Here is a 25,457-nt window from a genome sequence, read left to right as displayed (position 1 = left end):
CCTTCTGGACAATGATAAAAATGTAGGGTGTCACAAATTATCTTGACTAACAGTACAAAGATGCATTATTACATAGAAAAATAGTCCAGGTAATAAACCCTATTTAATATGTTTGTTTAACCCTAAAAATACCGTTGTTTAACGGATAAAAAAAAGTGTAACTGAAGGTTAAATCTGAAAAAGTAATTGTTTCTTTATGTTTGCATAACATTCAGGGTGTAAAACCTATGTTGGTAATAGGTAATCCTAAGATTAATGAAAGCAGATTATGCTCAAAGATGATATTTTTTTTATTGAACTTTGCTTTTTTACCATCGGCTTTTTGAGTTTAGCCGGAGTCATTACACTTTTTTTAAACACCTATTTTTCCTCTCGAATTTACAAGTTTTACGGCGCTTATTTGTTGGTTATTGTAGCCTTTGTTATACTGGTATATGTTAAAAACACTGGCGAATACCCTAAAGAATCCGGTTTGAGGATGATCCTGAATTTGATTGCAGATTTGTTACAAATACTGAGTCACTTCTTTTTCTGCAGTTTTGTGTATCATGCCATGGTTATGGAAGACCGTCAATTTAAAAAACTAAACAAGGCCTATGTCGTTTTCCAAATTTTTACAGTGGTTTACATCATTGTACTGGCGCTGTTTCCCATCTTTGTCAGCAAAGATTTTATCTATTTCTTAATTACACGTGTGTTTATTTTTGTGTTGTCGATGGTGTTTTATTATCATTTGTTCAAAAACTTAGATAAAATTTTCTTTCGCTTTTTGTTTGCTGCCGTAAGTTTTGTGTTTTTAAGTGGTTTCCTTGCTTTATGGGACAGTATAAGCAGTAACGGGTTTAGTAAATATACCGGTTTCGATTACTTATGCTATGGGTATTTTTTGGAAAATCTTTGTTTTGTAGGCGCCTTGATTTATAAATATTTCAGTATCGAAAAGGAAAAAGAAGTCATTGCTCTAGCACACAAACAAGAATTATTGTCCACCCAAAAAGAAATCCAAAAAGAAACCATAGAACACATAGGTCGGGAAATTCACGACAACATCGGACAGAAACTTACTTTAGCCAGTTTGTATACCCAACAACTGGAATTTGAAAACAAAGCACCACACATTAACAACACTATTGAAAACATCAGTAACATCATTAATGAATCAATAGCTGAACTGCGAGAACTCTCAAAATCACTTATTGATAACGCCATAGATACCAACACTTTAAGCCAATTAATTGATAAAGAATGTCAAAAAATAAAGTTACTCAACAAGTGTCAAATCGACTATAAAACCAACGCCGACTCAGTCAACTTAAAATACCAAGAGAAATCAATTCTGATACGAATAGTCCAAGAATTCATAAACAACAGCATCAAACATTCTAAATGTAATACTATTTTTGTGTCGCTGATGACCAATGAAAACACTATTGTTTTATCTTTGAAAGACGATGGTATCGGATTCAATCCCAAATCAATTGCTGCCGGACAAGGCATAGCCAACATGAAAAAAAGAGCTGCTATTATCAAAGCTAAAATAGAACTACATAGCCTTGAGAACAGCGGAACCCAACTCCTAATTCGATTACAATATGGGCACTAAAAAAACCATAGCCATAGTAGATGATCATATCCTGATTGCTCAAGCCATCAAAGGAATTATAGCCAACTTTGAAAATTTTGAAACCATTTACGAATGCGAGAACGGTCAGGAATTAATTGATAAAATAACCACTCATAATGTTTTACCCGACATAGTATTGCTCGACATCAGCATGCCGGTTATGGACGGTTTTCAAACTGCCGATTGGTTACAAAAAAAACATCCCGAAATTTTAGTAATGGTGTTGAGCATGCAAAACGATGAACAAAGCGTCATCAGAATGGTCAAAAACGGAGCTAAAAGTTATTTGCTGAAAAACTCCCATCCGCGTGAATTAGAGTCGGCTTTACTCAAACTGGTCGAAAATGGCTTTTACTATCCGGAATGGGCTTCCAAAATCATCTTTTCGAGCATCAACAAAACTTCAAACGAAGCCTTATCTAAACTCACCGAAAGAGAGAAAGAGTTCCTCAAATATACCATCACCGAAAAAAGCTATAAAGAAATTGCCGAACTGATGTTTTGCAGTCCGAGAACGGTAGAAAGTTACCGAGACAATCTCTTCGAAAAATTAAATCTGAAAACCCGAGTAGGCTTAGCGGTGTATGCTATTAAAAACGGTTACGATCAGTAAATTTTACTCCTCGTAAGCTTCCATTTCTTTGTCGTAGAATTCTCCGGCCAAAGTAATTAAATGCTCCATTTCGCTTTCCAATTCGGTTTGGTCTTCGTCTTCCAAATCTTCCAAAAACTCTACTTCATCGTCTTTTAGATTGATGATAAAACGGGGAAAATCAAGGTGAATAACAAATATATCTTCCGGAAAATCGGAGTTGTCAGCAAGTACGAATTTTGGTAATTCCATGTTGAATTATAAATTTTAAGTTATGAGTTTTGCCTCAACAACTTCTTAGTTAAATAATGAAAGCGAAGGTACAAAAATAATGCAGCCGCTGTTAATCCGCCCAACAATCCTATCCAAACACCTACAGCACCCAAATTAGTTTTCAGACCCAAGTAATACGAAATCGGGAAACCCACTATCCAATAGGCTACAAAGGTAATATACATCGGTACTTTAACATCTTGTAAGCCGCGCAAAGCGCCCAGCACTACTACTTGAATTCCGTCGGAAATTTGAAAAACAGCCGCCACCAAAAGCAATTTAGCCGCTATGGCAATCACTTCGGCATTGTCTAACAACTGCATTTTGTTATCCATGTTAAGGAATAAATACGGTAAAATTTGGTGCAAGGCCACAAACATTACTGCAAAAATGATTTCAATAATAATAGCCAATAAAAAGATGGAACGCCCAACAACTATCAGTTGTTTGTAATCGCCTAATCCTTTTTGGTTGCTGATGCGTATCATAGATACCACACTCAATCCCATGGCAAACATAAAAGTCATCGAAGCCAAACTCAAAGCAATTTGATTGGCAGCCTGACTCGTCTTACCGATACTACCACACAACCAAATGGCCGCCGTAAACAACACCACTTCAAACAACATCTGCATGGCCGAGGGCAATCCTAAACTCACAATTTTTGAAATCGTAGCTTTCTTGATTTGGTCGAAACTGAAATTTTGAAAATACGGCTTAAGTGCTGCTTTTCGAGATAAGATAAAATGCATAAAAACCACCATCGCAATTCGGGAAATCACCGTTCCCAAAGCCGCACCTATGATGCCCATTTTGGGAAAAAACCAAATCCCGTATATCAAAAGGTAGTTGATTATCACGTGCAAGATATTGGCCATGATGATGGCGTACATGGAGACTTTAGTCATCGACAAACCATCGGCAAATTGCTTGTAACCCTGATAAATAATTAATGGCACTAACGAAAATGCGACCCATGTCAGAAACGGTTTGGCCAAAGCAATCACTTCTTTAGGTTGGTGCAACCACTCCATGATCGGCTGTGCCAACACCACCAAGCCAAAAAGCATAAAACCCAAAATGGTACACAGCAATAAGCCGTGGTGAAAAGCCGAACGAATTTTACCCGTGTCTTTTTCTGCATCGGCTTCGGCTACTATAGGCGTAATTGCCGTAGAAAATCCGATACCGATAGACATCGCTACAAAAATCAAACTGTTGCCTAAGGAAACGGCAGCCAATTCGGTACTCCTCAATTTGCCCACCATAATGTTATCAACAATCCCAATCAACGTATGTCCAACCATACCCAAAATCACCGGGTAAGCCAGTTGCATATTGTATCGGAATTCTTTGGTGTATTGGGCTAAGTTCACTTTGCAATTTTTGAGTGGGCAAAGATATAACGTTTTATCCTTTCAATTGCTCGCGATACACGTCAATATTAGCTTTTACTTTCGGATCCAATTCAGGTTCCGTAATATCGGTGAGCGACTCCAATTTTTCCCAAATGGTTTGCGCCACTATGAAACGCGCCACGCCTTTATCATCGGCAGGAACCACATACCAAGGTGCGTAATCGGTATTGGTGTTGTTAATGGCTTCTTCGTAGTACGCCATGTAATCATCCCAACGTTCGCGTTCTTTCAAATCACCGGTCGAAAACTTCCAATTGTCCTCCGGATTCTCCAAGCGTTTCAACAAGCGAAGTCGTTGCTCCTCTTTACTCATATGAAAATAAAACTTCAAAATCGTCGTGCCGTTTTGCGCAATGTGCTTTTCAAAATTAGTAATCTGCTCCATGCGATTCGCCCAAAACTGGGGTGTAATGTCTTCTACTTTTTCAATACCGGGCAAATTTTCGAATAAAATATATTCCGGATGCACGCGTGTCACCAACACGTTTTCATAATGCGTTCGGTTGAACACGGCAAACTTCCCTTTCTCGGGCAACGCCAAATAATGACGCCACAAATAATCGTGCTCCAACTCGGTCGAATTGGGCGTTTTAAAACTGTGAATCACCACGCCACGCGGATTGAATTCTTTAAACACTTCGCGAATCAAACTGTCCTTCCCGCTGGTATCCATACCTTGCAAACAAACCAAAAACGCATGTCGATTGTGCGCATACATCGCATCTTGCTTCTTGCTGAGCTTCATTTGCACCTTATCCAAAGCCAACGCTTCTTCTGCTGCATCGGTGTCAATAGCCAATCGTGTTGGGATTTTCGACAAATCGATTTTGCCTTTTACTCTAAAATCTTCGGGCTTGATGTTTTTCATACCTTCAATGTTTATATTTGTAGGAGCTGTTTCCCGCTTTCCGCTATATCTTTTTTGTTTTCTGCCTCAACCAATGTCACACTGAGCTTGTCGAAGTGCTTCAAGGCAGAAAACAAAAAAGGATGCCGCTGCAATCGGGGCTAATTACTTACTGCTAACATATGGAAAAATTTCAACTTTCACTACTCTTTAAAATCATCGGCATTGGTTCGGCTTCCGGATTGGTGTATCACGACGAAAAACTTTACCTCATTTCCGACAACAGTACTTTTCTCTACGAATATTCCATTCCAACCGAAAAACTGAATAAAATAGCCTTAGTCGAAAACGCCGAAGACAACATCGCCAAAAAAGACAAACCCGATTTTGAAGCCATCGCCTTAAAAGGAAATGATTTAGTTGTATTAGGTTCAGGCTCTACCCAAAACCGAAATAAAGTGATGAAATACGATATGAATTCCAAAAAGATTCAGGAGCGGAATTTTGAGAAAATGTATGAAAAAATCAAAAGCCAACTCCATATTTCAGCCGATGAACTCAATATTGAAGGTTTGATTGTGACTGCCGAAACCATTTATTTCTTTCAACGCGGTAACGGAACCAACGGCAAAAACGGGATCATCTATGCCAATGACGATGCCGAAAACCAAGTGTTCCAATTTGTCCCTTTCGATTTACCTAAAATCAAAAACATTCCCACTACTTTCACCGATGCCGTTTTGGTCAACGACACTATTTATTTTTTAGCTTCTGCCGAAGATACCACCTCAACGTATTTGGATGGCGAAGTTTTAGGTAGTATCATCGGTACTATCGACTTAAAAACCATGAAACTGACCGGTTCAGTCCAAATCAGTGCTACAAATAAATTTGAAGGGTTAACGTTATACAAACAATCCGAAAACGAAATCGAATTCCTCCTTTGCGAAGACACGGATAGTGAACTATTAGAATCCAATATTTATAAATTAGTGATAAGGGATTAGGGAAAAGGGAAAAGTACTTATGCCTTAACCGTTGCTACTTTTTTTTATTTTTTTCAATCTCGTCCCAACCTTTTTCTAAAATCCATGCTCTTTACTCATAAAGACACCCATAGTGATAAACGAAACACTCATAGCAGCCTGTAAAAAAATGCAACGCGATGCGCAGCGGGAAGTGTATACTTATATGTCTCCCAAGCTGTATCGCACTTGCAAACGATATTTAAAAAAGGAAGAGGAAATTGAAGAAGTACTGGCCGATGCTTTTTACACCATCTTTACCAAACTCGATCAATTAAAGGAAGTTGGCGCCTTCGAAGCTTGGGCTCGAAAAATTACAGTCAACCAATGTTTACTGCAATTAAAACACAACGTGAACTTTAATTTGTATTTAGAGGAAACGTCGTTCAGCATCCAACCGCAAAGTGCGCAGGAAACGCCATTGGAAGAAGAAGATTTGCTCAACTTGCTCAACTTAATTCCCGAAGGTTGTAAAACCATTTTCAATTTGTTTGTCATTGAAGGGTACGGTCACAAAGAAATCGCCCTAATGCTGAACATTTCGGAAGGCACTTCGAAATCGCAATTGAATGCTGCCAAAACCAAGTTGAAAGATTTAGTCAACAACCTGTATTATCAAAAAGCAAAGTAGTCATGGAAAATCAAGATATTTTTAACCAATTCAAAAAAGCGGCCGACAATGCCGAGTCGCCCAACTTTGCCGCTATGGAGAAAGTTTGGCACCGTGTAGAGGAAAAGCTGGATCAAAAGGAACTGAAACAAGAAAACGTTCTTTGGAAAAAATGGGCTATAGCGGCTTCGCTCTTACTTATCGGAACTTTAGGGTATCAATTCCTGAAAAAGGACCAACAAGTCTTCAACACTAACGAAGTGATTGTCCAAAAAGATTCGGTACCACAAAAAAATACTGCGGTTGAGGATGCAGTAACTTCCCAAGAAACAGTCAATCCGGCTATCAAACAAGAAGCCGATAAAATCTTAGAAAAGCAAATCGTTTCGGCACCGAAAGTCGCCACCGCAGAGGCAGTGTCAACGCCAAACCAATTTAATAGCGACAGCATTTCCAATGGTTTTACAACTCCTTCTGTGGCAGCAAGAGGTTATGTTCCGCAAAATGCCACCATTTATGATGAGGCCAAAACAATGGAAGTCTTTATCGACAAAGACAACAAAGTGTCCAATGCTAAAAAGGAAAAACCTTTATTGGTTTACAACAACAAAGCAGAAGACAAACAAACCGTGAAAGAAGTGGAAATGGACGAAATCGAATCCATAGTAGAACTTCCCGATCCACTCTACATCATTAATGGTGTAGAATACACAGAGCAAGAATTATTCGGGCCCAACCCAACCAGTCCTTATACACCGCTAAGTGAACAAGAAATCGACTCTATTACTGTACTGCAGCAGGAAAAAGCGATTACCATTTACGGACAAAAAGGCAAAAAAGGCGTAGTCATCATCTCCACCAAAAACGGAAAACCGGCTGTAAAAAAACGCCCATAAATTAGTCTAATCTTTTAAAATCCAACGTCATGAAAAATTTCAAAAAGTTTTCATTAGGCATCGCTATGCTTATTAGTTTCCTAACCTTTGGCCAAGACCCGAGCGCAAGCGAATCGGCGAAGCAAAAAACCATAACAGGAACAGTATCAGATAAAGTAGGACCACTACCGGGCGCCAATGTAGTAGTAAAAGGAACTTCAACCGGAACCCAAACAGATTTTAACGGCAAATACACCATTAAAGCTTCAGAAGGACAAACTTTAGAATTCAGCTATGTTGGTTTTGGGACAAAACAAATTAAAGTCGCCAAATCCAATGTTATTAATGTGGTTTTAGATGAAGCGGTTACCTTGAGTGAAGTGGTAATGGTGAGTCAGGGATATTCGAGAAAAAAACTAACAACAACTACCCAAACAACTAGAAGTTATTCCAAATCATTACAAGGAAATACTCCCGGTATACAAATCAGTCATAGCTCAGGAAATCCGGGCTCTTCAAAATTCCTTATTCGAGGCTCTTCATCAATAAGCGCTAACGATCCAATTCTTATAATAGACGGCGTTCCGGCCAAAGCGGAAGAATTTAGAAAGCTAAAGCCGGAAGACATCAGTAAAGTTAATGTACTCAAAGATGCTGCCGCAACAGCTCTTTACGGCAACAGAGCTGCTAACGGTGCCGTTATAGTAGTAACCAAAAACGGTGTTCCACAAAAATTAACGGATAAGGAATTGAAAGAACGATTCCAAGCGTTGGACAGCATTACAACTCCTATCACAATAGAACCCGATAATGAAGACTACGAAAGCTTTGTGGAAAATGCTTTTGAAAGTCCGAAATCGGTGCCTCTTTCCACTTTTTCTATCGATGTTGACAATGCCTCTTACACTAATGTGCGTCGTTTTATCAATAACGGACAAGCTGTTCCTAAAGATGCCGTTCGGGTGGAAGAAATGATGAACTTTTTCAAATACCAATATCCGCAACCCGCTGGTGAGCATCCGTTTTCCATCAATACAGAATACAGTGACTGTCCTTGGAATACCGGCAGTAAAATGGTTCGCATAGGCTTGCAAGGCAAAGATATCCCAACCGATAATTTACCAAAATCCAATTTGGTCTTCCTGATTGATGTTTCCGGCTCCATGAGTGATGACAACAAATTACCATTGCTGAAAGAGTCGATGAAAGTTTTGGTAAACCAATTGAGAGACGAAGACAAAATTGCGATGGTGGTTTATGCCGGAGCGGCCGGATTGGTATTACCGCCAACCTCGGGCAAAGACAAAAAAACCATCATTGACGCTTTAGAAAAATTAGAATCCGGCGGCAGTACAGCCGGTGGAGCGGGAATTGAATTGGCCTATAAAACTGCTCAGGAAAACTTCATCAAAGGTGGCAATAACCGCGTAATATTGGCTACTGACGGCGACTTTAACGTAGGTGCTTCCTCCGACAAAGACATGCAGACCTTGATTGAAGAAAAGCGAAAATCGGGTGTATTCTTAACTTGCTTGGGCTACGGCATGGGCAATTACAAAGACAGCAAATTGGAAACCTTGGCCGACAAAGGCAACGGGAATTACGCTTACATCGACAACATTCAAGAAGCCAACCGCTTTTTGGGCAAAGAATTCAAAGGCTCTATGTTTGCCATAGCCAAAGACGTGAAAATTCAAATCGAGTTTAATCCCGCACACGTTAAAGCATATAGATTGATTGGCTATGAAAATAGAAAATTACGAGCCGAAGATTTTAAAAACGATGCCATTGATGCCGGCGAGTTGGGCAGCGGACATACGGTTACAGCTTTGTACGAAATTATTCCAACCGATGCCAAAAGCGACTTTTTCAGCGAAATTGACGAATTAAAATATGCTAAAGTAACCGCTACTGAAACCAAATTCAATAACGAGTTGGCCACGGTGAAATTCCGCTACAAAAAACCAGATGGCGCCAAAAGCATTGAAATGGTCCAAGTAATCGAAAACAAAGCTTCTGCTTTGAGTAATGCTTCGAGCGGATTTAAATTTTGTACCGCGGTAGCCTGGTTCGGATTGAAATTGAGAGACTCGCAATTGGTGACTAACAAATCAACGGCCGACATCAAAAAGTTAGCACAAGAAGGTTTGGCTTATGATACCGACGGTTACAAAGCCGAGTTCATCCGACTGTTAGAAGCGATACAATAAAAATAAATTGGGTGTTTTTTGGTGATGAGAAACCTTGTCGGATGCACAACGACAGGGTTTCAACACCAAAACATACTAATTCCGATAAAATGTCGTTTATCTTAAAATCAATATCCATTACTATTATGAAAAAAATCCTTTTTGCTTTAGCTACTTTGATTGGTTTGGCAACTTATGGTCAGGAAAAAAACTTTATCGACAAACCTTATTTGGAAGTGCAAGGCAAAGCCGATACTTTGGTTACTCCCAATAGAATTTACATCGATGTACTCATTTCCGAGAAAGACACCAAAGGCAAAAAATCGGTGGAAGAATTGGAAAGTGAAATGCTCAGCAAACTCAAATCACTTGGCATTGATACCGAGAAAAACGTGACGATGCAAGACATGATGAGCAACTACAAAAAATTCTTTCTCAAACAAACCGACATCCAAAAAGCCAAGTCGTATTCGATTTTAGTGTATGATGCTAAATCGACCGCAAAAGTGTTTATTGGTTTAGAAGAAGTGGGCATTTCCAATGTTCGAATCGACAAATTGGAACATTCCGAAGAAGCCAAACTCCAATTGCTCATGAATACCAAAGCGATGGAAAATGCGAAAGCCAATGCTATCAGTTTTACCAAGCCATTGGGACAAAATATCGGAAAAGCTATTTATATTGGAAATGTAAATAATGTAGTTAATGGACTCGCAGGTTCGGCTGCCGGAATTAGAATTCGCGGTGCAGCCTCGATGAAAAAATACGACATGCAAGCGCAAGACTACAGTAGCAATATTGAATTTGAAAAAATATCTATTTCAAGTCAAATTGGTGTTCGCTTCGCCTTAGACTAATAAATTGTGGTTATTTGTTGATGCAAAAACCCGCCAAGTTCTGAGAATTTGACGGGTTTTGATTTTTGTGAAATTTGCTGAACACTGCCAACTGAACACTGAACACTACTTCTCTATCTCTTTCAAACTCTCCATTTTCTTGTGAGCCAAGAAACCTTTAATATCTTCAAAATGTTCTTTCACACGTTTGTTGCCGAATTCAAATACTTTCTCAGCCAAACCGTCTAAAAAATCACGGTCGTGCGACACTAAGATTAACGTTCCGTCAAACTCTTTCAAGGCTTCTTTAATGATGTCTTTGGTCTTCATATCCAAGTGATTCGAAGGCTCATCGAGAATCAACAAGTTCACCGGTTCCAACAACAATTTGATCATCGCCAAACGCGTTTTTTCACCACCGGAAAGCACTTTAACTTTCTTCTGAATGTCATCGCCTTGGAACATAAAAGCACCTAAGATGTTTTTAATTTGCGTACGAATATCGCCTACCGCAATTGCATCGATGGTTTCAAAAATGGTAGCATTTTCGTCTAACAAAGCGGCTTGGTTTTGGGCAAAATATCCAATCTGACAGTTGTGTCCAATTTCCACCGAACCACCGTTGATTTCGATTTCTTTCATAATAGCCTTAATCATGGTCGATTTTCCTTCCCCATTTTTCCCGACAAAGGCTACTTTCTGACCGCGCTCAATGACCATATTGGCGTCTTTAAAAATAACTTTATCGCCATACGATTTTTCCAAATCGCGCACAATAACCGGATATTGCCCGGAACGCACCGAAGGCGGAAACTTCAATTTCAACGCGGAATTGTCCACTTCATCAACCTCAACCAAGACTAATTTTTCCAACATGCGAACACGCGATTGCACTTGCTCGGTTTTGGAAAATGTCCCGCGGAAACGCTCGATAAACGCTTGGTTTTCGGCTATGAATTTTTGTTGCTCTTCGTAGGCTTTTTGTTGGTGAATGCGTCGGTCTTTGCGCAATTCCAAATAATGAGAATACTTGGCTTTGTAATCGTAAATGCGACCCATCGTTACTTCTATGGTTCGATTGGTAATGTTATCTACAAACGCACGGTCGTGGGAAATCACCATTACCGCTTTCGCCTGATTGATTAAGAAATCTTCCAACCACTGAATACTGTCCATGTCCAAGTGATTCGTCGGCTCATCGAGCAAAATCAAATCGGGTTGCTTTAATAAAATCTTAGCCAACTCGATACGCATGCGCCAACCACCGGAAAACTCAGAAGTAGGACGCTGAAAATCGTCTCTTTCAAAACCTAAGCCTTTCAACACCTTCTCTACTTCGGCTTCGTAATTGACTTCTTCAATGGAATAATATTTTTCACTCAGTTCAGAAACGCGTTCAATCAACTTCATATACTCATCGCTTTCGTAATCGGTGCGAATGGTTAACTGTTCATTGATTTCGTCGATTTCGGCTTTCATTTTAAACACTTCGGCAAAGGCTTTCGACGCTTCTTCCATTACGGTACAATTGTCGTCCATCAACAAATGCTGCGGCAAATAAGCGATAACGGCTTCTTTTGGAGCCGAAATATTCCCGCGGGTAGGCTTGTTTTGTCCGGCAACAATTTTGAGTAAAGTTGATTTTCCGGCACCGTTTTTACCCATTAAGGCAATTTTATCGGTTTCGTTGATGGCGAAAGTTACCTCGCTGAACAAAGTAGTACCGCCAAACTCGACGGCTATGTCGTTAACTGTAATCATTTAGATTTTTAGATTATTAGATTTTAAGACTTCTTAGCAATTTGAAGCGGCAAAGATAGTTTAATTAGGTAATTTGAAAATGTAAGCCTTTGAAAATTTGAAAATGAAAGATGCTTTTAGGCAGGAAAGAAACCTTAATTTAATAACAATAACGTTTTAGTTCATTAGAAACGAAGTCTGACAAAGCTTAATGTGTATTTTTGCTCAGTAAATAATGATTTGAAGTATGCCTTTATTTGATTACAGCTTTTTGAGCAAAATAGTCCCCAAAGCCAAGATTAAGAAAGGCTACCGAAAAGCCAAAAAATCGTATTTGAACCGTGTGCGTTTGGCTACTTCCTTGTTTTTCTTTGGGATGGGATTTAGTTTTGCCACTTGGGCGAGTCGGATTCCGGATATTAAATCGGCTTTACAATTGAGCGAAGCGGCTTTAGGCACTTTACTTTTTGCCATGCCAATCGGACAATTATTTGCCATGCCTTTCTCGGGGAAAGTTGTCACAAAATATGGGAGTCGGACTATGACATTTTTGGGTTTACTCCTTTATGCCGCTTGCTTGCCTTTGATAGGTTTGGCTAGTACCAAATGGCATTTAGCTTTGGGACTTTTTCTCTTCGGATTATTTGGCAATTTTTGTAACATAGCGGTCAACACCCAAGGCGTTCATACCCAACAATTGTTTGACAAACCTATCATGGGCTCGTTTCACGGTTCCTGGAGTTTGGCCGGATTTTGTGGTGCGCTAACCGGTTTGCTGATGTTGGCTTTTGAATTGACCGTTTTGCAACACTTTTTGATAGCTTTCTGCTTTGTTTTACTCATCATTGCAACCAACCAAAAATTTATCATTGAAGCCAAATCAAAACAAGAAGTTGAAAAATCAAACTATTCTTTTTGGAAAAATCCCGATAAAAACCTATTGTGGTTAGGCGTTATTTGCTTTTGTGGTATGGCCAGCGAAGGTATTATGTTTGACTGGAGCGGCGTATATTTTAAAGAAATCATCAAAGCACCGGGCGCCTTGGTTGTTTTGGGTTACACTACTTTTATGATTAGTATGGCTTCAGGGCGATTTTTAAGCGATTTTTTAGTGGCCCGATACGGTGCCAGAAAAGTATTGATGGTTAGCGGTTTAGTCATCTCAGCCGGTTTGTACAGCGCGGTTTTATGGCCGTATTTGATTCCGTGTACTGTTGCTTTTATGCTTGTTGGATTTGGGGTTTCGAATGTGGTTCCGATTATCTTTAACGTAGCCGGAAACAATAAAAATGTACCCACAGGCATTGCGCTAACCATAGTAACCAGCATCAGTTTCTTAGGATTTTTGATGGGGCCGCCACTGATTGGTTACATAGCCGAACTGACCAGCTTAAAGCATTCCTTTGCTTTCATCGGCGTTTTTGGGGTTTTTATTTCGATGTTGGTTAGGCAATTGAAAGTCATCAAGTAACTAAATACTCATCCGAAACGCCTCAATCACCGGATTGGCTTTGTGAAAATCGGTTTCCTGAATGAACAGCTCTACTGCCAAATGGGCTGAACCAAAACCACCTAATCGAGCCGATTGGATGTTGTCTTTGATAACCACATTAAGGTCGATGCTTTCCAATTTTTCCTTTAATTGTAAGGCCAGAATTTCGCTCCCAGAAAATATTTTGATTAATCCCATTGTATGAATTGTGAGTTGTAAATTATGAATTGTGAATTAGTATTCTTCCTCCATTTCGAAGAAAGTAGGTTCAATCATTATCTTATCAGCTAGTACTTCCACCCTTTCGGTGATTTGTGAACAGAAGAACAAGCGTTGGGTTTTCTCGATACTTTGAGACAAGCGCAACACTACTGCATCCAAACGGTTTCTGAATAAAATATCGGCATCATCTACCACAAACATCCTGATGGTGTTGCTGTTGAAACCGGCAGAGGAAAACATGGCGTTGATTTTATTGGGTGTTCCGATTAAAATATCCAAGCCCATAGAAACGATGTTCTTGTCATAATCAATATCTCCTTTATCGTGCACGCCGTAAATGCTCAAATCGTGGTAGGTGCCGAGTTTTAGGAACATCTCTTCCATCTCTTGAAGGCGCTCTTTGTTTTCCACTAATATCAACGCTCGGGTACTTTCTCCCACCGATTTTTCCAAACGCTGAATCACATTCAAAACAATAGTGGTGGTTTTACCGGTTCCTGCAGGCGATTGAATCACCGCGTCAGCACCGCTTTTAATGGTAGAAAAAGTTTCTTGCTGAATCTCATTGGCTTCGGTCAACCCGTTTTCAATGAGTGCTTTTTGGAGGTTTGGGTTTATTTTTTTTAGGTTCATTTTTTAGGGGATAAGTTAAAAGGGATATGGGATTAGACTTTTGCCTTATCCCTATTCCCTTATCTCTTTATTTACTGGCAAACAAAGTCACATCAGTTTCCGAAATCTCGTTACCGCCAAGAATGATTAATCTTTCGACTACATTTCTAAGCTCGCGTATGTTTCCGGTCCAATCGTATTCTTGTAATAATTTAACCGCGTCTTTAGAGAAAACTTTAGGCGCATTGCCTTGCTCTTCGGCAATTTTTATGGCGAAGTGTTCGATTAGCAACGGAATATCGTCTCTTCGGTCGTTCAAGGCCGGGACTTTGATTAGGATAACGGCCAAACGATGGTACAAATCTTCGCGGAAACGGCCTTCGGCAATTTCTTTCTTCAAATCTTTATTGGTTGCCGCAATAACACGTACGTTGATTTTAATGTCTTTGTCGGCACCTACTCTTTGTATCAAACTTTCCTGTAACGCACGCAATACTTTGGCCTGAGCCGACAAACTCATGTCGCCTATTTCATCCAAGAAAATAGTTCCGCCATCGGCTGCTTCGAATTTTCCGGCTCGGTCTTTAACTGCTGAAGTAAAAGCACCTTTTACGTGACCGAACAATTCGCTTTCGATTAATTCTGAGGGTATAGCGGCGCAGTTCACCTCTATCATAGGTGCGGAAGCGCGTTCGCTTTTTTCGTGTAATTGATGGGCAACCAATTCTTTTCCGGTTCCGTTAGGTCCGGTGATAAGCACTCTGGCATCGGTTTGGGCGACTTTTTCAATCATTTGTTTGATTTGATTGATAGGCTCGCTTTCGCCAATGATTTCGTAGTTTTTGGAAACTTTTTTCTTTAGAATTTTATTCTCAACCACCAACTGTTTTTTATCGAGGGCATTGCGAACGGTGTTCAGTAACCGATTCAAATCGGGTGGTTTGGAGATGTAATCGAAAGCGCCTAAACGCATGGTATTGACTGCAGTTTCCAAATCGCCGTGACCGGAAATCATGACCATCGGAATTTCGGGTTTGATTTTTTTAACGGCTTCGAGCAATTCTTCGCCACTCATTTTAGGCATTTTGATGTCGCACAACACCAAATCGTAGTCTTCGTTTTTGATTTTTTCAAAACCTTGTTTGCCATCTTCGGCTTCTTCAACGGTGTAGGTGTCGCTTTCCTCGGTGAGTATTTTGGTTAATACCCTACGGATAGCAGCTTCGTCTTCGATGATTAGTATTTTGGGCATATTTTTTTTATTTCGAGTTTCGGGTTTCGAGTTTCGGGTTGATTTGCACCAATTAGCTCTAATGTTTTATATGTAGATTACCTTTTAGCCCTGATTGGAGTGGAAATCCTTTTTTTGTTTTGTCCTACAACAGACTCAGGATGACAAAACAAAAAAAGATTGCAACGGAAAGCAGGAATACGGTTTACTTTTGACCCGAACCATTCTCTCCCAATCAGTTTCGACAAAAATAAGATAATTTCACATTTGGCGCTTCATAAAAATAGATTTAATACTTTTACAACTTCTAAACGAACCATTATGTCTACTGCGAAAAAAGATTACAAAAGAATTACGACCAAGTCTTTGTTTGATATGAAAGCCAATGGCGAAAAAATATCGATGTTAACGGCTTATGATTATACCATGGCAAAGATTGTGGATTCGGCGGGTGTTGACGTGATTTTGGTAGGCGATTCGGCCAGTAATGTAATGGCAGGTCACGAAACGACTTTGCCGATAACCTTAGACCAAATGATTTACCACGCTTCCTCGGTAGTTCGTGGGATTGAACGCGCTTTGGTAGTGGTTGATTTGCCTTTTGGAAGTTACCAAAGCGATCCTAAAGAAGCTTTGCGCTCGGCTATCAGAATCATGAAAGAAAGCGGCGGTCATGCGGTTAAGCTGGAAGGCGGAAGCGAAATAAAAGAAAGTATCAAACGTATTTTGAACGCCGGAATTCCGGTTATGGGCCATTTGGGTTTGACGCCGCAATCGATTTATAAATTCGGAACTTACACGGTAAGAGCCAAAGAAGAAGCCGAGGCTGAAAAATTGATTGAAGACGCCAAATTGTTGGAACGCATTGGTTGTTTTGCTTTGGTTTTGGAAAAAATCCCGGCGGCTTTGGCCGAAAAAGTAGCCCAAAGCATTTCGATTCCGGTTATCGGTATTGGTGCCGGTGGCGGAGTAGACGGACAAGTGTTGGTTTTACACGATATGATTGGTATGACGCATGAGTTTAGTCCGAGATTTCTTCGCCGCTACATGAACTTATACGAAGACATGACCAAAGCCATCGGACAATATGTAGACGATGTGAAGTCGCAGGATTTTCCGAATTCAAGCGAACAATACTAAGTCTAAGTCTCAACTCCATTTAGTCAGCCACAAATTACACCAATGAACACGAATTAATTTGTGGGAATCTGTGTAATTCGTGGCTAAATATTTTTAAATAACTGCGCTATAATAACCTCCAAATGAAAGTAGTTTCCACCAAAGATAACTTACAAGTTCTTCACGAAGACAACCATATCATAGTGGTGAACAAGCGCGTTGGCGATATTGTACAAGGTGATAAAACAGGTGATAAACCTTTGTCGGAAGTCGTTAAAGAATACATCAAAGAAAAATATAACAAGCCGGGCGAAGTGTTTTTGGGTGTAGTGCATCGGTTGGACCGACCTACCACCGGGATTGTAGTTTTTGCCCGAACCAGTAAAGCTTTAACCCGATTGAACGAAATGTTCAGTCAACGAGAAACCCAAAAAACCTATTGGGCTGTGGTGAAAAACAAACCACCGAAAACGGAAGATATACTGATTCATTTTCTCAAGAGAACTGAAAAAAACAATACCTCCAAAGCCCATATTAAAGAAGTTCCGGAAAGTAAAAAAGCAAGTTTAGACTATAAAATCATTAAAACGCTCGACAACTACTTTGTGTTGGAAATTAATTTGCATACCGGACGTCACCACCAAATCAGAGCGCAATTATCGGCGATTGGTTGCCCTATCAAAGGTGATTTGAAGTATGGATTTGATCGCAGTAACCCTGATGGCGGGATTCATTTGCATGCCAGACAGTTAGTTTTTACCCATCCGGTTTCTAAAGAAAATTTAGTGATTACAGCACCTACTCCAAATGACGCCATTTGGAATGCTATGTAAACTAAAATGCCTACTTTTACGTTTATAGTTGTGTTAGGGTTTTTAAAAATCCGATTGTTATAACCTAAATCCATCTTACCTATGAAGCAAATCATTGTAACTGTAGGGCTGCTTATCGGCCTAAGCACAGTGGCCCAAGAACATTATTCGGGCATTAGTACTTCTAATCGTGTTGGCATTTTGAACGCCAACATCAATCCGGCCGAGTTGGCCAATTTGTCTAAAAAATTTGAAGTGAACATTTACGGCTTGAGCTTTAATGTTTCAAACAATAAAATTGCCTTTAGTGATATTTCTTCGGATGCCGACTTTGAAACTTTGATTTTTCAAGGCAATAGTCCGGTTAACGCACGAATTGACGCCGAAATCAACGGCCCGGGATTAGCCATTCGTTGGCAAAAATGGGGCTTTGCCGTGACCACTAAAGCACACGCAAAATTTGACATGGTTAATGTGGATCCAACCATTGGAAATGCTATCACCAATGATAATATTATTTTGAATACTACTTCCTTAAACTACCCCGGCAATCAGCGTTTGAGCGGAACGTCTTATGGAGAAGTTGGCTTATCCGCCGCGCGAACTTTTTTTGAAAACGACAATCATAAATTCAGTGCCGGAGTTACTTTAAAGATTTTATTTCCGGGTTCATATTCCAACTTCGGTTTGAGCAACTTGAACGGAACAGTGACCGAAAACGCAACCGGAGCTTACTTAACCACCAGTTCGCCGGCTACGTTGAACATTGCTTACTCTGGAAATTTAGCAGATAGCTTTACCAATTTTGACGATTACAGTAAATCGATTTTTGGCGGATTGAATGGTTTTGCCGGTGACATTGGCTTTAATTACCAATGGAAAAAAGGCAAAGGTTACAAACTAAATGCCGGTTTGGCCATCAGAAACATTGGAAGTATGACTTTCAAAGATGACAATAATGCATCAACCAATTATGTTTTAAATATTCAACCCAATGCACAAAACCCTCAAGGATTAGATTTAAGTTTATTTGAAAACGTTGATAATTTAAGCGAAGTAGAGCAAATTTTATCTGATAACGGCTATCTGACGCAAACCAGTGGTCAAACCGATTTCAAAGTCAAATTACCTACCGTACTTTCTACTTATGCCGATTTCAAAATTGTACCTAAGTTGTATGTTACAGCCTATTTGCAACAAAAAGTCAATGAAGATTCCGGCAACGATCAAGTTACCGTGCCTAATATTTTCAGCATCACACCAAGAGTGAATTTAGGGTTCTTTGAAACCTATGTCCCGGTAAGTTTTAACGAAATTTCCGGAACCAACATTGGTTTAGGGTTTAGATTAGGCGGATTTTACTTAGGCACGAGCTCGTTGGTAAGTGCTTTGGTAAGCGATAGTAAACAAGGTGACATCTACACGGGATTCCGCTGGGCCTTTTTGTAAAAAATAAGCCAGAATCTCTTTAAAAATCCTATATTAGCCAAGCTAATTTAACTTGTCATGATTTTTAAAACGGATTTGAATTACCGAAAACAAGCATTAGTAAAATTATTGCTTACGATTCAAAAAAAAGAAGCTGAAATCATTCAAGCCTTGTATGACGATTTCAAAAAACCGGCTTTTGAAGCAGTAGCAACAGAAACCAGCTACATTGTTTCCGAACTGGAATACACCATAAAAAACTTAAAGAAATGGGCAAAACCGCAACGGGTTTTGCCTTCTTTTTTGAACTTTCCTTCTACTGATTATATCTATAAAGAACCTTACGGAAAGGTATTGGTAATTGCACCTTGGAATTATCCATACCAATTGGCCTTAGCACCTTTAATTGCAGCTGTTGCTGCCGGCAATCAAGTAGTGGTAAAACCCTCAGAATTGGCAGAAAACACTTCCCGAGTAATTGCAGAAATTATAAAAGAAAGTTTTGAAGAACAACATGTGCATTGCGTTTTAGGCGGTATTGAAGTTTCACAAAACTTACTGTCCCAACGTTGGGATTACATTTTTTTCACCGGAAGTGTAGCCGTGGGCAAAATTGTAGCCAAAGCTGCTGCAGTACATTTGACACCGGTTACTTTGGAATTAGGCGGAAAAAACCCTTGTATCATTGAGGAAACAGCCGACTTAAAACTCGCTGCCAAACGGATTGTTTGGGGTAAATTTTTAAATGCCGGACAAACTTGTATTGCTCCCGATTACCTGTTGGTGCACCAAAATATTAAACCGACATTCATTGGGTATTTAAAAGAAGAAATCACTTTGGCCTATGGCGAAAATCCGCAAGAGTCTCCTGATTTTCCGAGAATCATCAACGAAAAAAACTGGAAACGCCAGCTGCAACTTCTGGAAAATCAAACCGTGATTTTTGGTGGACAATCGGCGGTTAGCGACTTTTATTTGGCACCAACCTTATTAGACGAACCTTCATTAGACAGTTTGGTAATGCAAGAAGAAATCTTTGGTCCTATTTTACCGATTTTGAGCTATAATTCGGAGGCCGACTTAGAGAAAATCATTTTAAGCTATGAAAAACCCTTATCTCTTTATGTTTTCACGAAAGAAAATTCGTTTGCCGAAAAAACAATCACCCGATTTTCTTTTGGTGGGGGTTGTATAAACGATACCGTAATTCATTTTGCCAACAAAAGACTTCCTTTTGGAGGTGTAGGATATAGTGGGATTGGTGCTTATCACGGTAAACTAAGTTTTGAGTTATTTTCCCATCAAAAACCTATAGTAAAAAAAGGCACTTGGCTTGATATTCCTATTCGATATGCACCTTATGAAGGAAAACTTTCAGGTTTAAAAAAAATGTTAAAATGGTTTTCTTAAACCAAGTGTTTTTTCAAAAATAAACTGTATATTTATATTGTTTTTGTGGGAATCTTTTAGATAAAAAACAATCTCTTACATTTGTTTAATTTGGTTAAAAACTATATTGTAAATTGAATAACATCTTTTCATTTGCCAATACTATTAACAGCTACATCATTATAGGGTTGTTATTGATAGTAATGTTCTTGTTTTACATTGCCATTCAAAAAACTTTACAAAAAAAGCTTACCCTTGCCAATACTAACAGAGAAGAATTTGAGGACAAGGAAGAGCAATTCAGAATTTATTTTCTTTTCTTCGGGATTACTATACCATTGGTAGAAACCTTGGTCAATATTTTTGAAATCAGAACCAACAGTTTCATGATTATCAATTATACTGTAGGCTTGGTTTTGTTGGCGTTATACTTTATCACAGGAAGATCATCGCTTCTATATCAAAAAATATATCCGCTGTTTATCAGCATTTATTTGGCTTACTTTGGTTTTACCGTTTACACGGTTTTCTTTAGTCCGTTTGAATTGATTTCTTACATCACACTTATTGTGGCTTTCTTTCTCTCTTATTTCATCTTTAAAAACATCAAACATTATTGGTTTTTTACGGGAGCGGTTTTACTCTTTTTATTGTTTGCCTACCAAGCTCATCTTATAGAAGACAAGTTAATTGTACTACTCACTTGTACTTTTATCTCGGTTGTGGCCATACATATGTCCAGACATTTGTCACAAATTGAAACTAAAAATAAGTTCTTGTTTTCCAGCATAGTGGTCAATAATGGAAATTCTTTGATCATGACTACCAACAAAAAAGGAGAAGTGTCTTTTTGCAGCGAATCGGTTGAAGCCATATTAGGATACAAAGTCGATGAAGTTTTGGGAATGGGTTTTTGGCAATTAACTGAAGATTCCGAGTTTATAGGGGAAGCGTATCACAATACTTTCGTAGATGATCGTTCCTATGTTAGAAAATTAAAATGCAAAAACGGCGATTACAAATACATCCAATGGAAAGACAAAAAATATTCAGAGGATATTATCATTGGAATTGGTCAAGATGTTACGGAACAGATTAAAATAAAAGACCAATACCGGAGTTTGATTGAATCGGCAGCCGACTTAATCTACGAAATCGATTTGACAGCAACGGTGACTTATGTAAACCAGTTTGCGGTTAAAACTTTGGGCTATGAAAAAGAGGAAATTTTGGGAAAAAACATATCCAACTTTGTCAGAAATGATTATTTGGAATACGTAACCGATTTCTACAAAGAAATACCAAAAGAAACCGAAGAATACAGTGACTTGGTGTTTCCGCTGGTCAAAAAAAACGGAGAAACCATTTGGGTATCTCAAAAAGTGACTTTGAAAAAAGATGAAACCGGCTATATCCTTGGCTATTCGGGAATCGCCAGAGATATTACTTTGGTAAAAAACCTGGAAATTGAACATTACAATCGCAGTAAAAAAGTTCGCATTCACAATGAAACACTTAAAGTTTTAACTTCACAGAGTTATTCCAATAAAGACACCTTTAACGGTATCTTGAAAAATATTTTGAGAGTGGCCGCTAACAATTGTAACATCGACAGAGTTGGCTATTGGTCTTGCGTTCCGGAAGGTATCAAATGTGAGAGTCTTTACTATTTGCAAAGCGATAGATTTGAAAAAAACTTTTTCATACAAACCGCTGATTATCCAATTTACTTTTCTCACCTGAACTCGGGAATGCAAATTGTGGCTTCTAATGTTTACAACAATACCATAACACAAGAGCTTTGCGTAGAGTATCTGCCCAAGCATAAAATTATGTCGTTGTTGGACACTCCTATTTTTATCAATGGAAAAATTATAGGAATTCTTTGCTTTGAAAAAACTGATTCACCGGTAGAATGGGACAATGAAGACATTAACTTTTCGCGTTCTATAGCCGACTTAATTGCGATTGCCATCGAATCCCAACTTCTGTTAGAATCCGACAAAAAACTGTCTTATAAGAGTGAAATCCTAACTGTAATCAGTAGAAATATAGACAAATTTTTATTGAACAAAGACACTGATGAAATTTTAAAAGGCATCGTCAAAGAAATTGGAAAAGTGCTTAAGGTTGATAAAATTTCCTTCTTTGCCAAAAAAGAAAATGACACCGGATTTTACCAAAGACTGCGATGGATAGCCGCAGAATATGGTTTTACAACTCCTAACGAAGCCCTGCAAAATATAACGCCTGAGGTTATTTCATACGTGCTTCATCAAATGAAAGAAAATTTCCACTATGCCGCCATAGTAAGAAAAATAAAAGATGATACTACTCGAAATTTCTTAGAAAGTCTTCAAGTAAAATCGGTTCTATTTCTGCCTATTTTTGTCAAAAACAATCTCCATGGTTTTTTAGTTTTCGACGATTCAACAATAGAAAGAGAATGGTCTATTGATGAAATAACGATTCTCCAATCCTTATCCAATAATATCTCCTCGGCTTTTGAAAGAAACATCAATGAAGCCATCATTCATGAAAGCGAAGAAAAATTCAGATTGTTGGCCAACAATATACCGGGTACCGTTCATTTGTCGAAATACGATGAGAAATGGTCGAAAATTTACTTGAACGATGAAATTGAAAAACTTACCGGTTATCCCAAAGAGGATTTTCTGCAAAATAAAATCTTTTACATCGATTTGGTTCATCCGGATGATATTGCAACCGTTAGAGACAAAGCCAACGAACTATTCCAAAAAAAGGAGAAAATCCATCTCATTTACAGAATCATCAACAAATCAGGACAATACATCTGGGTCGAAGAATTTGGAGAACCCATTTTTAAGGACAATGAAATTGTTTACATCGTAGGTATCTTCATCGATATCACCCAAAGAATGGAGGCCGAAGAAGCCATCAAAGCCAAAAATTATGCTGAAGCGGCCAACCGTGCCAAGTCGGAGTTCTTAGCCAACATGAGTCACGAAATACGCACCCCTTTAAACGGAATCATAGGATTTACCGAGCTCTTGATGAATACCAAACTGGAAAGTATTCAGAAGAAATATATGGACACCATCAACCAATCGGCCAATTCATTGATGGAAGTAATCAATAATATCTTGGATTTTTCCAAAATCGAATCCGGAAAATTGGAATTGCATGTAGAGAAAATCAATCTACCTGAACTCTTAAATCAGGTAATCGATCTTATTCAATATGAAGCTGATCACAAAAGGTTAAACCTGCGATTAACCATTGAGCGTGAGGTGCCCACTTTTGTCTGGATGGATTATATCCGAATCAAACAAATCCTGATTAACCTTTTGAGTAATGCTATCAAGTTTACCGAAAAAGGCAGTGTAGATTTAAGTGTAAGCATTGCACAAAAAATTGATGACCACAAAATCCAATTGTTGTTTGCCGTAAAAGATACCGGAATCGGTATTCATAAAAACAACCAACAAAAAATATTTGAAGCTTTTTCACAAGAAGACAACTCAACTTCGAAAAAGTTTGGCGGAACCGGTTTAGGTCTTACTATTTCCAACCAATTATTAGGCTTAATGAACAGTCATTTAGACCTGAGAAGTGAGCTTGGCGCCGGAAGTGAGTTTAGTTTTGTTTTAGAGGTTGATTATTCAAACGAAAGCACCGAAATACTCAAACCAATTGACAAATCGGTTTCTATCCAACCGCACAACAACATTATTTCTACCGAGAACAAATTAGTTTACATAGTAGAAGACAACAAAATCAACATGCTGTTAGCTAAAACCTTAGTCAAACAAATTTTACCCAATGCAGAAATCATCGAATTGCAAAATGGTAAAGAAGCTTTAGAAAAGACAGAAAGCGTTCGTCCTGATTTGATTTTAATGGACATTCAAATGCCGATAATGAATGGTTACGAATCGACAGCCGCCATCAGAAAACTGCCGGATTCAGAGCATATTCCGATTATCGCATTAACAGCCGGTACCGTTTTGGGCGAAAAGGAAAAATGCATAGAATTCGGTATGAATGATTACATTCCGAAACCTATCGATAAAGAAATCTTGGAAAAAATAATCCGAGATGTAATGCAGCTAAACTAAAACATTCAGCTTATGAAATGGGATAAAAAAGAAAGCGGCAATTTTGAAGACCGCAGAGGGATGTCGGGTGGCGGAAAAGCTGTCCTGGGTGGTGGAATCATAGGAATTATTGTTTTATTACTCAATATGTTTGGTGGCGAAACCGGCCAAACTATCGGAACCATCATCGAACAAACTCAAGGCGGTCAAACCCAAACCGAAGCTACCCAAACCCGCGAACTTTCGGCTGAAGAAAAAGAATTAGGCGATTTTGCCGAATCTTGTTTCGTGTACAACAACGAAACTTGGGCAAAAATTTTCCAAGAAAATAATATGGATTTTCAAGAACCCGGGATGGTACTTTTTGATGATGGTGTAAACACGGCTTGCGGAAGCGCCACTTCAGCGGCCGGACCATTTTATTGTCCGAGCGACAAGAAAATCTATATGGATTTGCGCTTCTTTGAAGAATTGAAAAACCGTTTTGGCGCCAAAGGTGGCGATTTTGCCATAGCTTACGTTATCGCACACGAAATGGGACATCACTTGCAAACCATTTTGGGAACTTCCGGAAAAGTGCGACAATTGCAACAAGGAAAAAGCGAAAAAGAAGCTAACAAACTCTCTGTTTGTTTGGAACTACAAGCCGATTTTTATGCCGGTGTTTGGGCGCATTACAACAACAATCTTTTGGAAGAAGGCGACATAGAAGAAGCCTTGAGCGCAGCCAATGCCGTTGGCGATGATGCCATACAAAGTAAAATGCAAGGTCATGTTACCCCCGATAGTTTTACCCACGGCACTTCCGAACAGCGCATGTATTGGTTCAAAAAAGGTTACAGCTCCGGCGATATTAAACAAGGAGATACTTTTTCAGCCTTGTTAGATTAAAAATGAGCAGTTATTGTTTGCAAAAATCACAAATTAAAAAATAAAACTATCATTTATTGCATTAATCACAAATCGTGTTTAAGCGACTCATTTTAAAGACAATTTCAACAAAAAATGAAGTTGTCTTTTTTAATTTTGCTTAGCAAAAATTCA

General features: G+C 38.9%; 21 protein-coding genes. 14 read left to right on the top strand and 7 right to left on the bottom strand.

The genetic code is table 11. The features are described from left to right. The first annotated feature begins 268 nt into the window (after positions 1 to 268). Complete coding sequence (locus ACJG85_RS06950; protein ID WP_409677584.1) at positions 269 to 1,603, top strand: sensor histidine kinase; 1,335 nt, start codon at positions 269 to 271, stop codon at positions 1,601 to 1,603. Next, the gene (locus ACJG85_RS06945) at positions 1,593 to 2,237 is read left to right on the top strand and encodes a response regulator transcription factor (RefSeq protein WP_412475993.1); all 645 of its coding nucleotides are present in this window, start codon (positions 1,593 to 1,595) and stop codon (positions 2,235 to 2,237) included. The genes ACJG85_RS06950 and ACJG85_RS06945 overlap by 11 nt, the downstream gene beginning before the upstream one ends. A 3-nt stretch (positions 2,238 to 2,240) precedes the next feature. Here the strand turns inward: ACJG85_RS06945 and ACJG85_RS06940 are convergent, their stop codons facing one another. Genes ACJG85_RS06940 through ACJG85_RS06930 form a run of 3 tightly spaced genes read right to left on the bottom strand, consistent with a single transcriptional unit; the run spans position 2,241 to position 4,775 of the window. Beyond that, entirely contained in the window at positions 2,241 to 2,468 is a 228-nt protein-coding gene (locus ACJG85_RS06940; RefSeq protein WP_395633901.1) for a hypothetical protein, read from the bottom strand. A 20-nt stretch (positions 2,469 to 2,488) separates the two neighbouring features. Continuing rightward, positions 2,489 to 3,865 (bottom strand): MATE family efflux transporter, encoded by a 1,377-nt coding sequence (locus ACJG85_RS06935; RefSeq protein WP_412475992.1) that lies wholly within the window; start codon positions 3,863 to 3,865, stop codon positions 2,489 to 2,491. Positions 3,866 to 3,899: 34 nt separating this feature from the next. Next, the gene (locus ACJG85_RS06930; RefSeq protein ID WP_412475991.1) at positions 3,900 to 4,775 is read right to left on the bottom strand and encodes a PPK2 family polyphosphate kinase; all 876 of its coding nucleotides are present in this window, start codon (positions 4,773 to 4,775) and stop codon (positions 3,900 to 3,902) included. Between the two features lie 161 nt (positions 4,776 to 4,936). On the opposite strand from ACJG85_RS06930, the gene ACJG85_RS06925 reads away from it, so the two are divergent. The 5 genes from ACJG85_RS06925 to ACJG85_RS06905 all read left to right on the top strand — a co-directional run bounded on the left by ACJG85_RS06925 (position 4,937) and on the right by ACJG85_RS06905 (position 10,310). Beyond that, a complete protein-coding gene (locus ACJG85_RS06925; RefSeq protein WP_412475990.1) occupies positions 4,937 to 5,761 on the top strand; it encodes a DUF6929 family protein in 825 nt (274 codons plus the stop codon). Positions 5,762 to 5,909: 148 nt separating this feature from the next. Further along, positions 5,910 to 6,410, top strand: a complete 501-nt coding sequence (locus tag ACJG85_RS06920) for an RNA polymerase sigma factor (protein ID WP_412477187.1) — start codon at positions 5,910 to 5,912, stop codon at positions 6,408 to 6,410. Positions 6,411 to 6,412: 2 nt separating this feature from the next. Then, entirely contained in the window at positions 6,413 to 7,285 is an 873-nt protein-coding gene (locus tag ACJG85_RS06915; RefSeq protein ID WP_412475989.1) for a hypothetical protein, read from the top strand. 29 nt (positions 7,286 to 7,314) lie between these two features. Continuing rightward, positions 7,315 to 9,474: a vWA domain-containing protein gene (locus tag ACJG85_RS06910; protein WP_412475988.1), complete on the top strand. Its 2,160-nt coding sequence runs from the start codon at positions 7,315 to 7,317 to the stop codon at positions 9,472 to 9,474. An 89-nt stretch (positions 9,475 to 9,563) separates the two neighbouring features. Continuing rightward, positions 9,564 to 10,310, top strand: a complete 747-nt coding sequence (locus ACJG85_RS06905) for an SIMPL domain-containing protein (RefSeq protein ID WP_412475987.1) — start codon at positions 9,564 to 9,566, stop codon at positions 10,308 to 10,310. Positions 10,311 to 10,415: 105 nt separating this feature from the next. On the opposite strand, the gene ACJG85_RS06900 is transcribed toward ACJG85_RS06905, so the two are convergent. Beyond that, positions 10,416 to 12,050 (bottom strand): ABC-F family ATP-binding cassette domain-containing protein, encoded by a 1,635-nt coding sequence (locus ACJG85_RS06900; protein ID WP_412463662.1) that lies wholly within the window; start codon positions 12,048 to 12,050, stop codon positions 10,416 to 10,418. Between the two features lie 226 nt (positions 12,051 to 12,276). Here ACJG85_RS06900 and ACJG85_RS06895 point away from each other — a divergent pair, with 226 nt between their 5' ends. Then, complete coding sequence (locus ACJG85_RS06895) at positions 12,277 to 13,500, top strand: MFS transporter (protein ID WP_409677602.1); 1,224 nt, start codon at positions 12,277 to 12,279, stop codon at positions 13,498 to 13,500. Here the strand turns inward: ACJG85_RS06895 and ACJG85_RS06890 are convergent, their stop codons facing one another. The 3 genes from ACJG85_RS06890 to ACJG85_RS06880 form a co-directional block, all read right to left on the bottom strand. Beyond that, on the bottom strand, positions 13,501 to 13,719 hold the full coding sequence (locus tag ACJG85_RS06890) for a putative signal transducing protein (RefSeq protein WP_409677604.1): 219 nt from the start codon (positions 13,717 to 13,719) through the stop codon (positions 13,501 to 13,503). A 36-nt stretch (positions 13,720 to 13,755) separates the two neighbouring features. Continuing rightward, entirely contained in the window at positions 13,756 to 14,376 is a 621-nt protein-coding gene (locus tag ACJG85_RS06885; protein ID WP_412475986.1) for a DEAD/DEAH box helicase, read from the bottom strand. A gap of 67 nt (positions 14,377 to 14,443) precedes the next feature. Then, positions 14,444 to 15,607, bottom strand: coding sequence for a sigma-54-dependent transcriptional regulator (locus tag ACJG85_RS06880; RefSeq protein ID WP_412475985.1), 1,164 nt, complete (start codon positions 15,605 to 15,607; stop codon positions 14,444 to 14,446). 300 nt (positions 15,608 to 15,907) lie between these two features. On the opposite strand from ACJG85_RS06880, the gene panB reads away from it, so the two are divergent. From panB to ypfJ, 6 genes are all read left to right on the top strand, one after another. Continuing rightward, positions 15,908 to 16,726: a 3-methyl-2-oxobutanoate hydroxymethyltransferase gene (panB, locus tag ACJG85_RS06875; RefSeq protein WP_412475984.1), complete on the top strand. Its 819-nt coding sequence runs from the start codon at positions 15,908 to 15,910 to the stop codon at positions 16,724 to 16,726. A 122-nt stretch (positions 16,727 to 16,848) separates the two neighbouring features. After that, positions 16,849 to 17,538 carry an RluA family pseudouridine synthase gene (locus tag ACJG85_RS06870; RefSeq protein WP_412475983.1) on the top strand — a complete coding sequence of 230 codons (690 nt, stop codon included), beginning with the start codon at positions 16,849 to 16,851 and terminating at the stop codon, positions 17,536 to 17,538. A gap of 81 nt (positions 17,539 to 17,619) precedes the next feature. Then, positions 17,620 to 18,966, top strand: a complete 1,347-nt coding sequence (locus ACJG85_RS06865) for a hypothetical protein (protein WP_409677611.1) — start codon at positions 17,620 to 17,622, stop codon at positions 18,964 to 18,966. Positions 18,967 to 19,023: 57 nt separating this feature from the next. Further along, the gene (locus ACJG85_RS06860) at positions 19,024 to 20,355 is read left to right on the top strand and encodes an aldehyde dehydrogenase (protein ID WP_412475982.1); all 1,332 of its coding nucleotides are present in this window, start codon (positions 19,024 to 19,026) and stop codon (positions 20,353 to 20,355) included. Positions 20,356 to 20,468: 113 nt separating this feature from the next. Continuing rightward, positions 20,469 to 24,434, top strand: a complete 3,966-nt coding sequence (locus tag ACJG85_RS06855) for a PAS domain S-box protein (protein ID WP_409677615.1) — start codon at positions 20,469 to 20,471, stop codon at positions 24,432 to 24,434. Between the two features lie 12 nt (positions 24,435 to 24,446). Beyond that, complete coding sequence (gene ypfJ / locus ACJG85_RS06850; RefSeq protein ID WP_409677617.1) at positions 24,447 to 25,304, top strand: KPN_02809 family neutral zinc metallopeptidase; 858 nt, start codon at positions 24,447 to 24,449, stop codon at positions 25,302 to 25,304. The last annotated feature ends 153 nt before the right edge of the window (positions 25,305 to 25,457 follow it).

This window comes from Flavobacterium mekongense, assembly GCF_047038255.1.
Taxonomy (GTDB): Bacteria; Bacteroidota; Bacteroidia; order Flavobacteriales; family Flavobacteriaceae; genus Flavobacterium; species Flavobacterium mekongense.
This window is presented reverse-complemented; position numbering and strand designations above follow the sequence as displayed.

What these genes read in the sequence shown, in the direction of transcription:
- ACJG85_RS06950 (WP_409677584.1), top strand. Translation starts at nt 269, where the DNA reads ATGCTCAAAGATGATATTTTTTTTATTGAACTTTGCTTTTTTACCATC.
- ACJG85_RS06945 (WP_412475993.1), top strand. Translation starts at nt 1,593, where the DNA reads ATGGGCACTAAAAAAACCATAGCCATAGTAGATGATCATATCCTGATT.
- ACJG85_RS06940 (WP_395633901.1), bottom strand. Translation starts at nt 2,468, where the DNA reads ATGGAATTACCAAAATTCGTACTTGCTGACAACTCCGATTTTCCGGAA.
- ACJG85_RS06930 (WP_412475991.1), bottom strand. Translation starts at nt 4,775, where the DNA reads ATGAAAAACATCAAGCCCGAAGATTTTAGAGTAAAAGGCAAAATCGAT.
- ACJG85_RS06925 (WP_412475990.1), top strand. Translation starts at nt 4,937, where the DNA reads ATGGAAAAATTTCAACTTTCACTACTCTTTAAAATCATCGGCATTGGT.
- ACJG85_RS06920 (WP_412477187.1), top strand. Translation starts at nt 5,910, where the DNA reads ATGCAACGCGATGCGCAGCGGGAAGTGTATACTTATATGTCTCCCAAG.
- ACJG85_RS06915 (WP_412475989.1), top strand. Translation starts at nt 6,413, where the DNA reads ATGGAAAATCAAGATATTTTTAACCAATTCAAAAAAGCGGCCGACAAT.
- ACJG85_RS06910 (WP_412475988.1), top strand. Translation starts at nt 7,315, where the DNA reads ATGAAAAATTTCAAAAAGTTTTCATTAGGCATCGCTATGCTTATTAGT.
- ACJG85_RS06905 (WP_412475987.1), top strand. Translation starts at nt 9,564, where the DNA reads ATGTCGTTTATCTTAAAATCAATATCCATTACTATTATGAAAAAAATC.
- ACJG85_RS06900 (WP_412463662.1), bottom strand. Translation starts at nt 12,050, where the DNA reads ATGATTACAGTTAACGACATAGCCGTCGAGTTTGGCGGTACTACTTTG.
- ACJG85_RS06895 (WP_409677602.1), top strand. Translation starts at nt 12,277, where the DNA reads ATGCCTTTATTTGATTACAGCTTTTTGAGCAAAATAGTCCCCAAAGCC.
- ACJG85_RS06890 (WP_409677604.1), bottom strand. Translation starts at nt 13,719, where the DNA reads ATGGGATTAATCAAAATATTTTCTGGGAGCGAAATTCTGGCCTTACAA.
- ACJG85_RS06885 (WP_412475986.1), bottom strand. Translation starts at nt 14,376, where the DNA reads ATGAACCTAAAAAAAATAAACCCAAACCTCCAAAAAGCACTCATTGAA.
- ACJG85_RS06880 (WP_412475985.1), bottom strand. Translation starts at nt 15,607, where the DNA reads ATGCCCAAAATACTAATCATCGAAGACGAAGCTGCTATCCGTAGGGTA.
- panB (WP_412475984.1), top strand. Translation starts at nt 15,908, where the DNA reads ATGTCTACTGCGAAAAAAGATTACAAAAGAATTACGACCAAGTCTTTG.
- ACJG85_RS06870 (WP_412475983.1), top strand. Translation starts at nt 16,849, where the DNA reads ATGAAAGTAGTTTCCACCAAAGATAACTTACAAGTTCTTCACGAAGAC.
- ACJG85_RS06865 (WP_409677611.1), top strand. Translation starts at nt 17,620, where the DNA reads ATGAAGCAAATCATTGTAACTGTAGGGCTGCTTATCGGCCTAAGCACA.
- ACJG85_RS06860 (WP_412475982.1), top strand. Translation starts at nt 19,024, where the DNA reads ATGATTTTTAAAACGGATTTGAATTACCGAAAACAAGCATTAGTAAAA.
- ypfJ (WP_409677617.1), top strand. Translation starts at nt 24,447, where the DNA reads ATGAAATGGGATAAAAAAGAAAGCGGCAATTTTGAAGACCGCAGAGGG.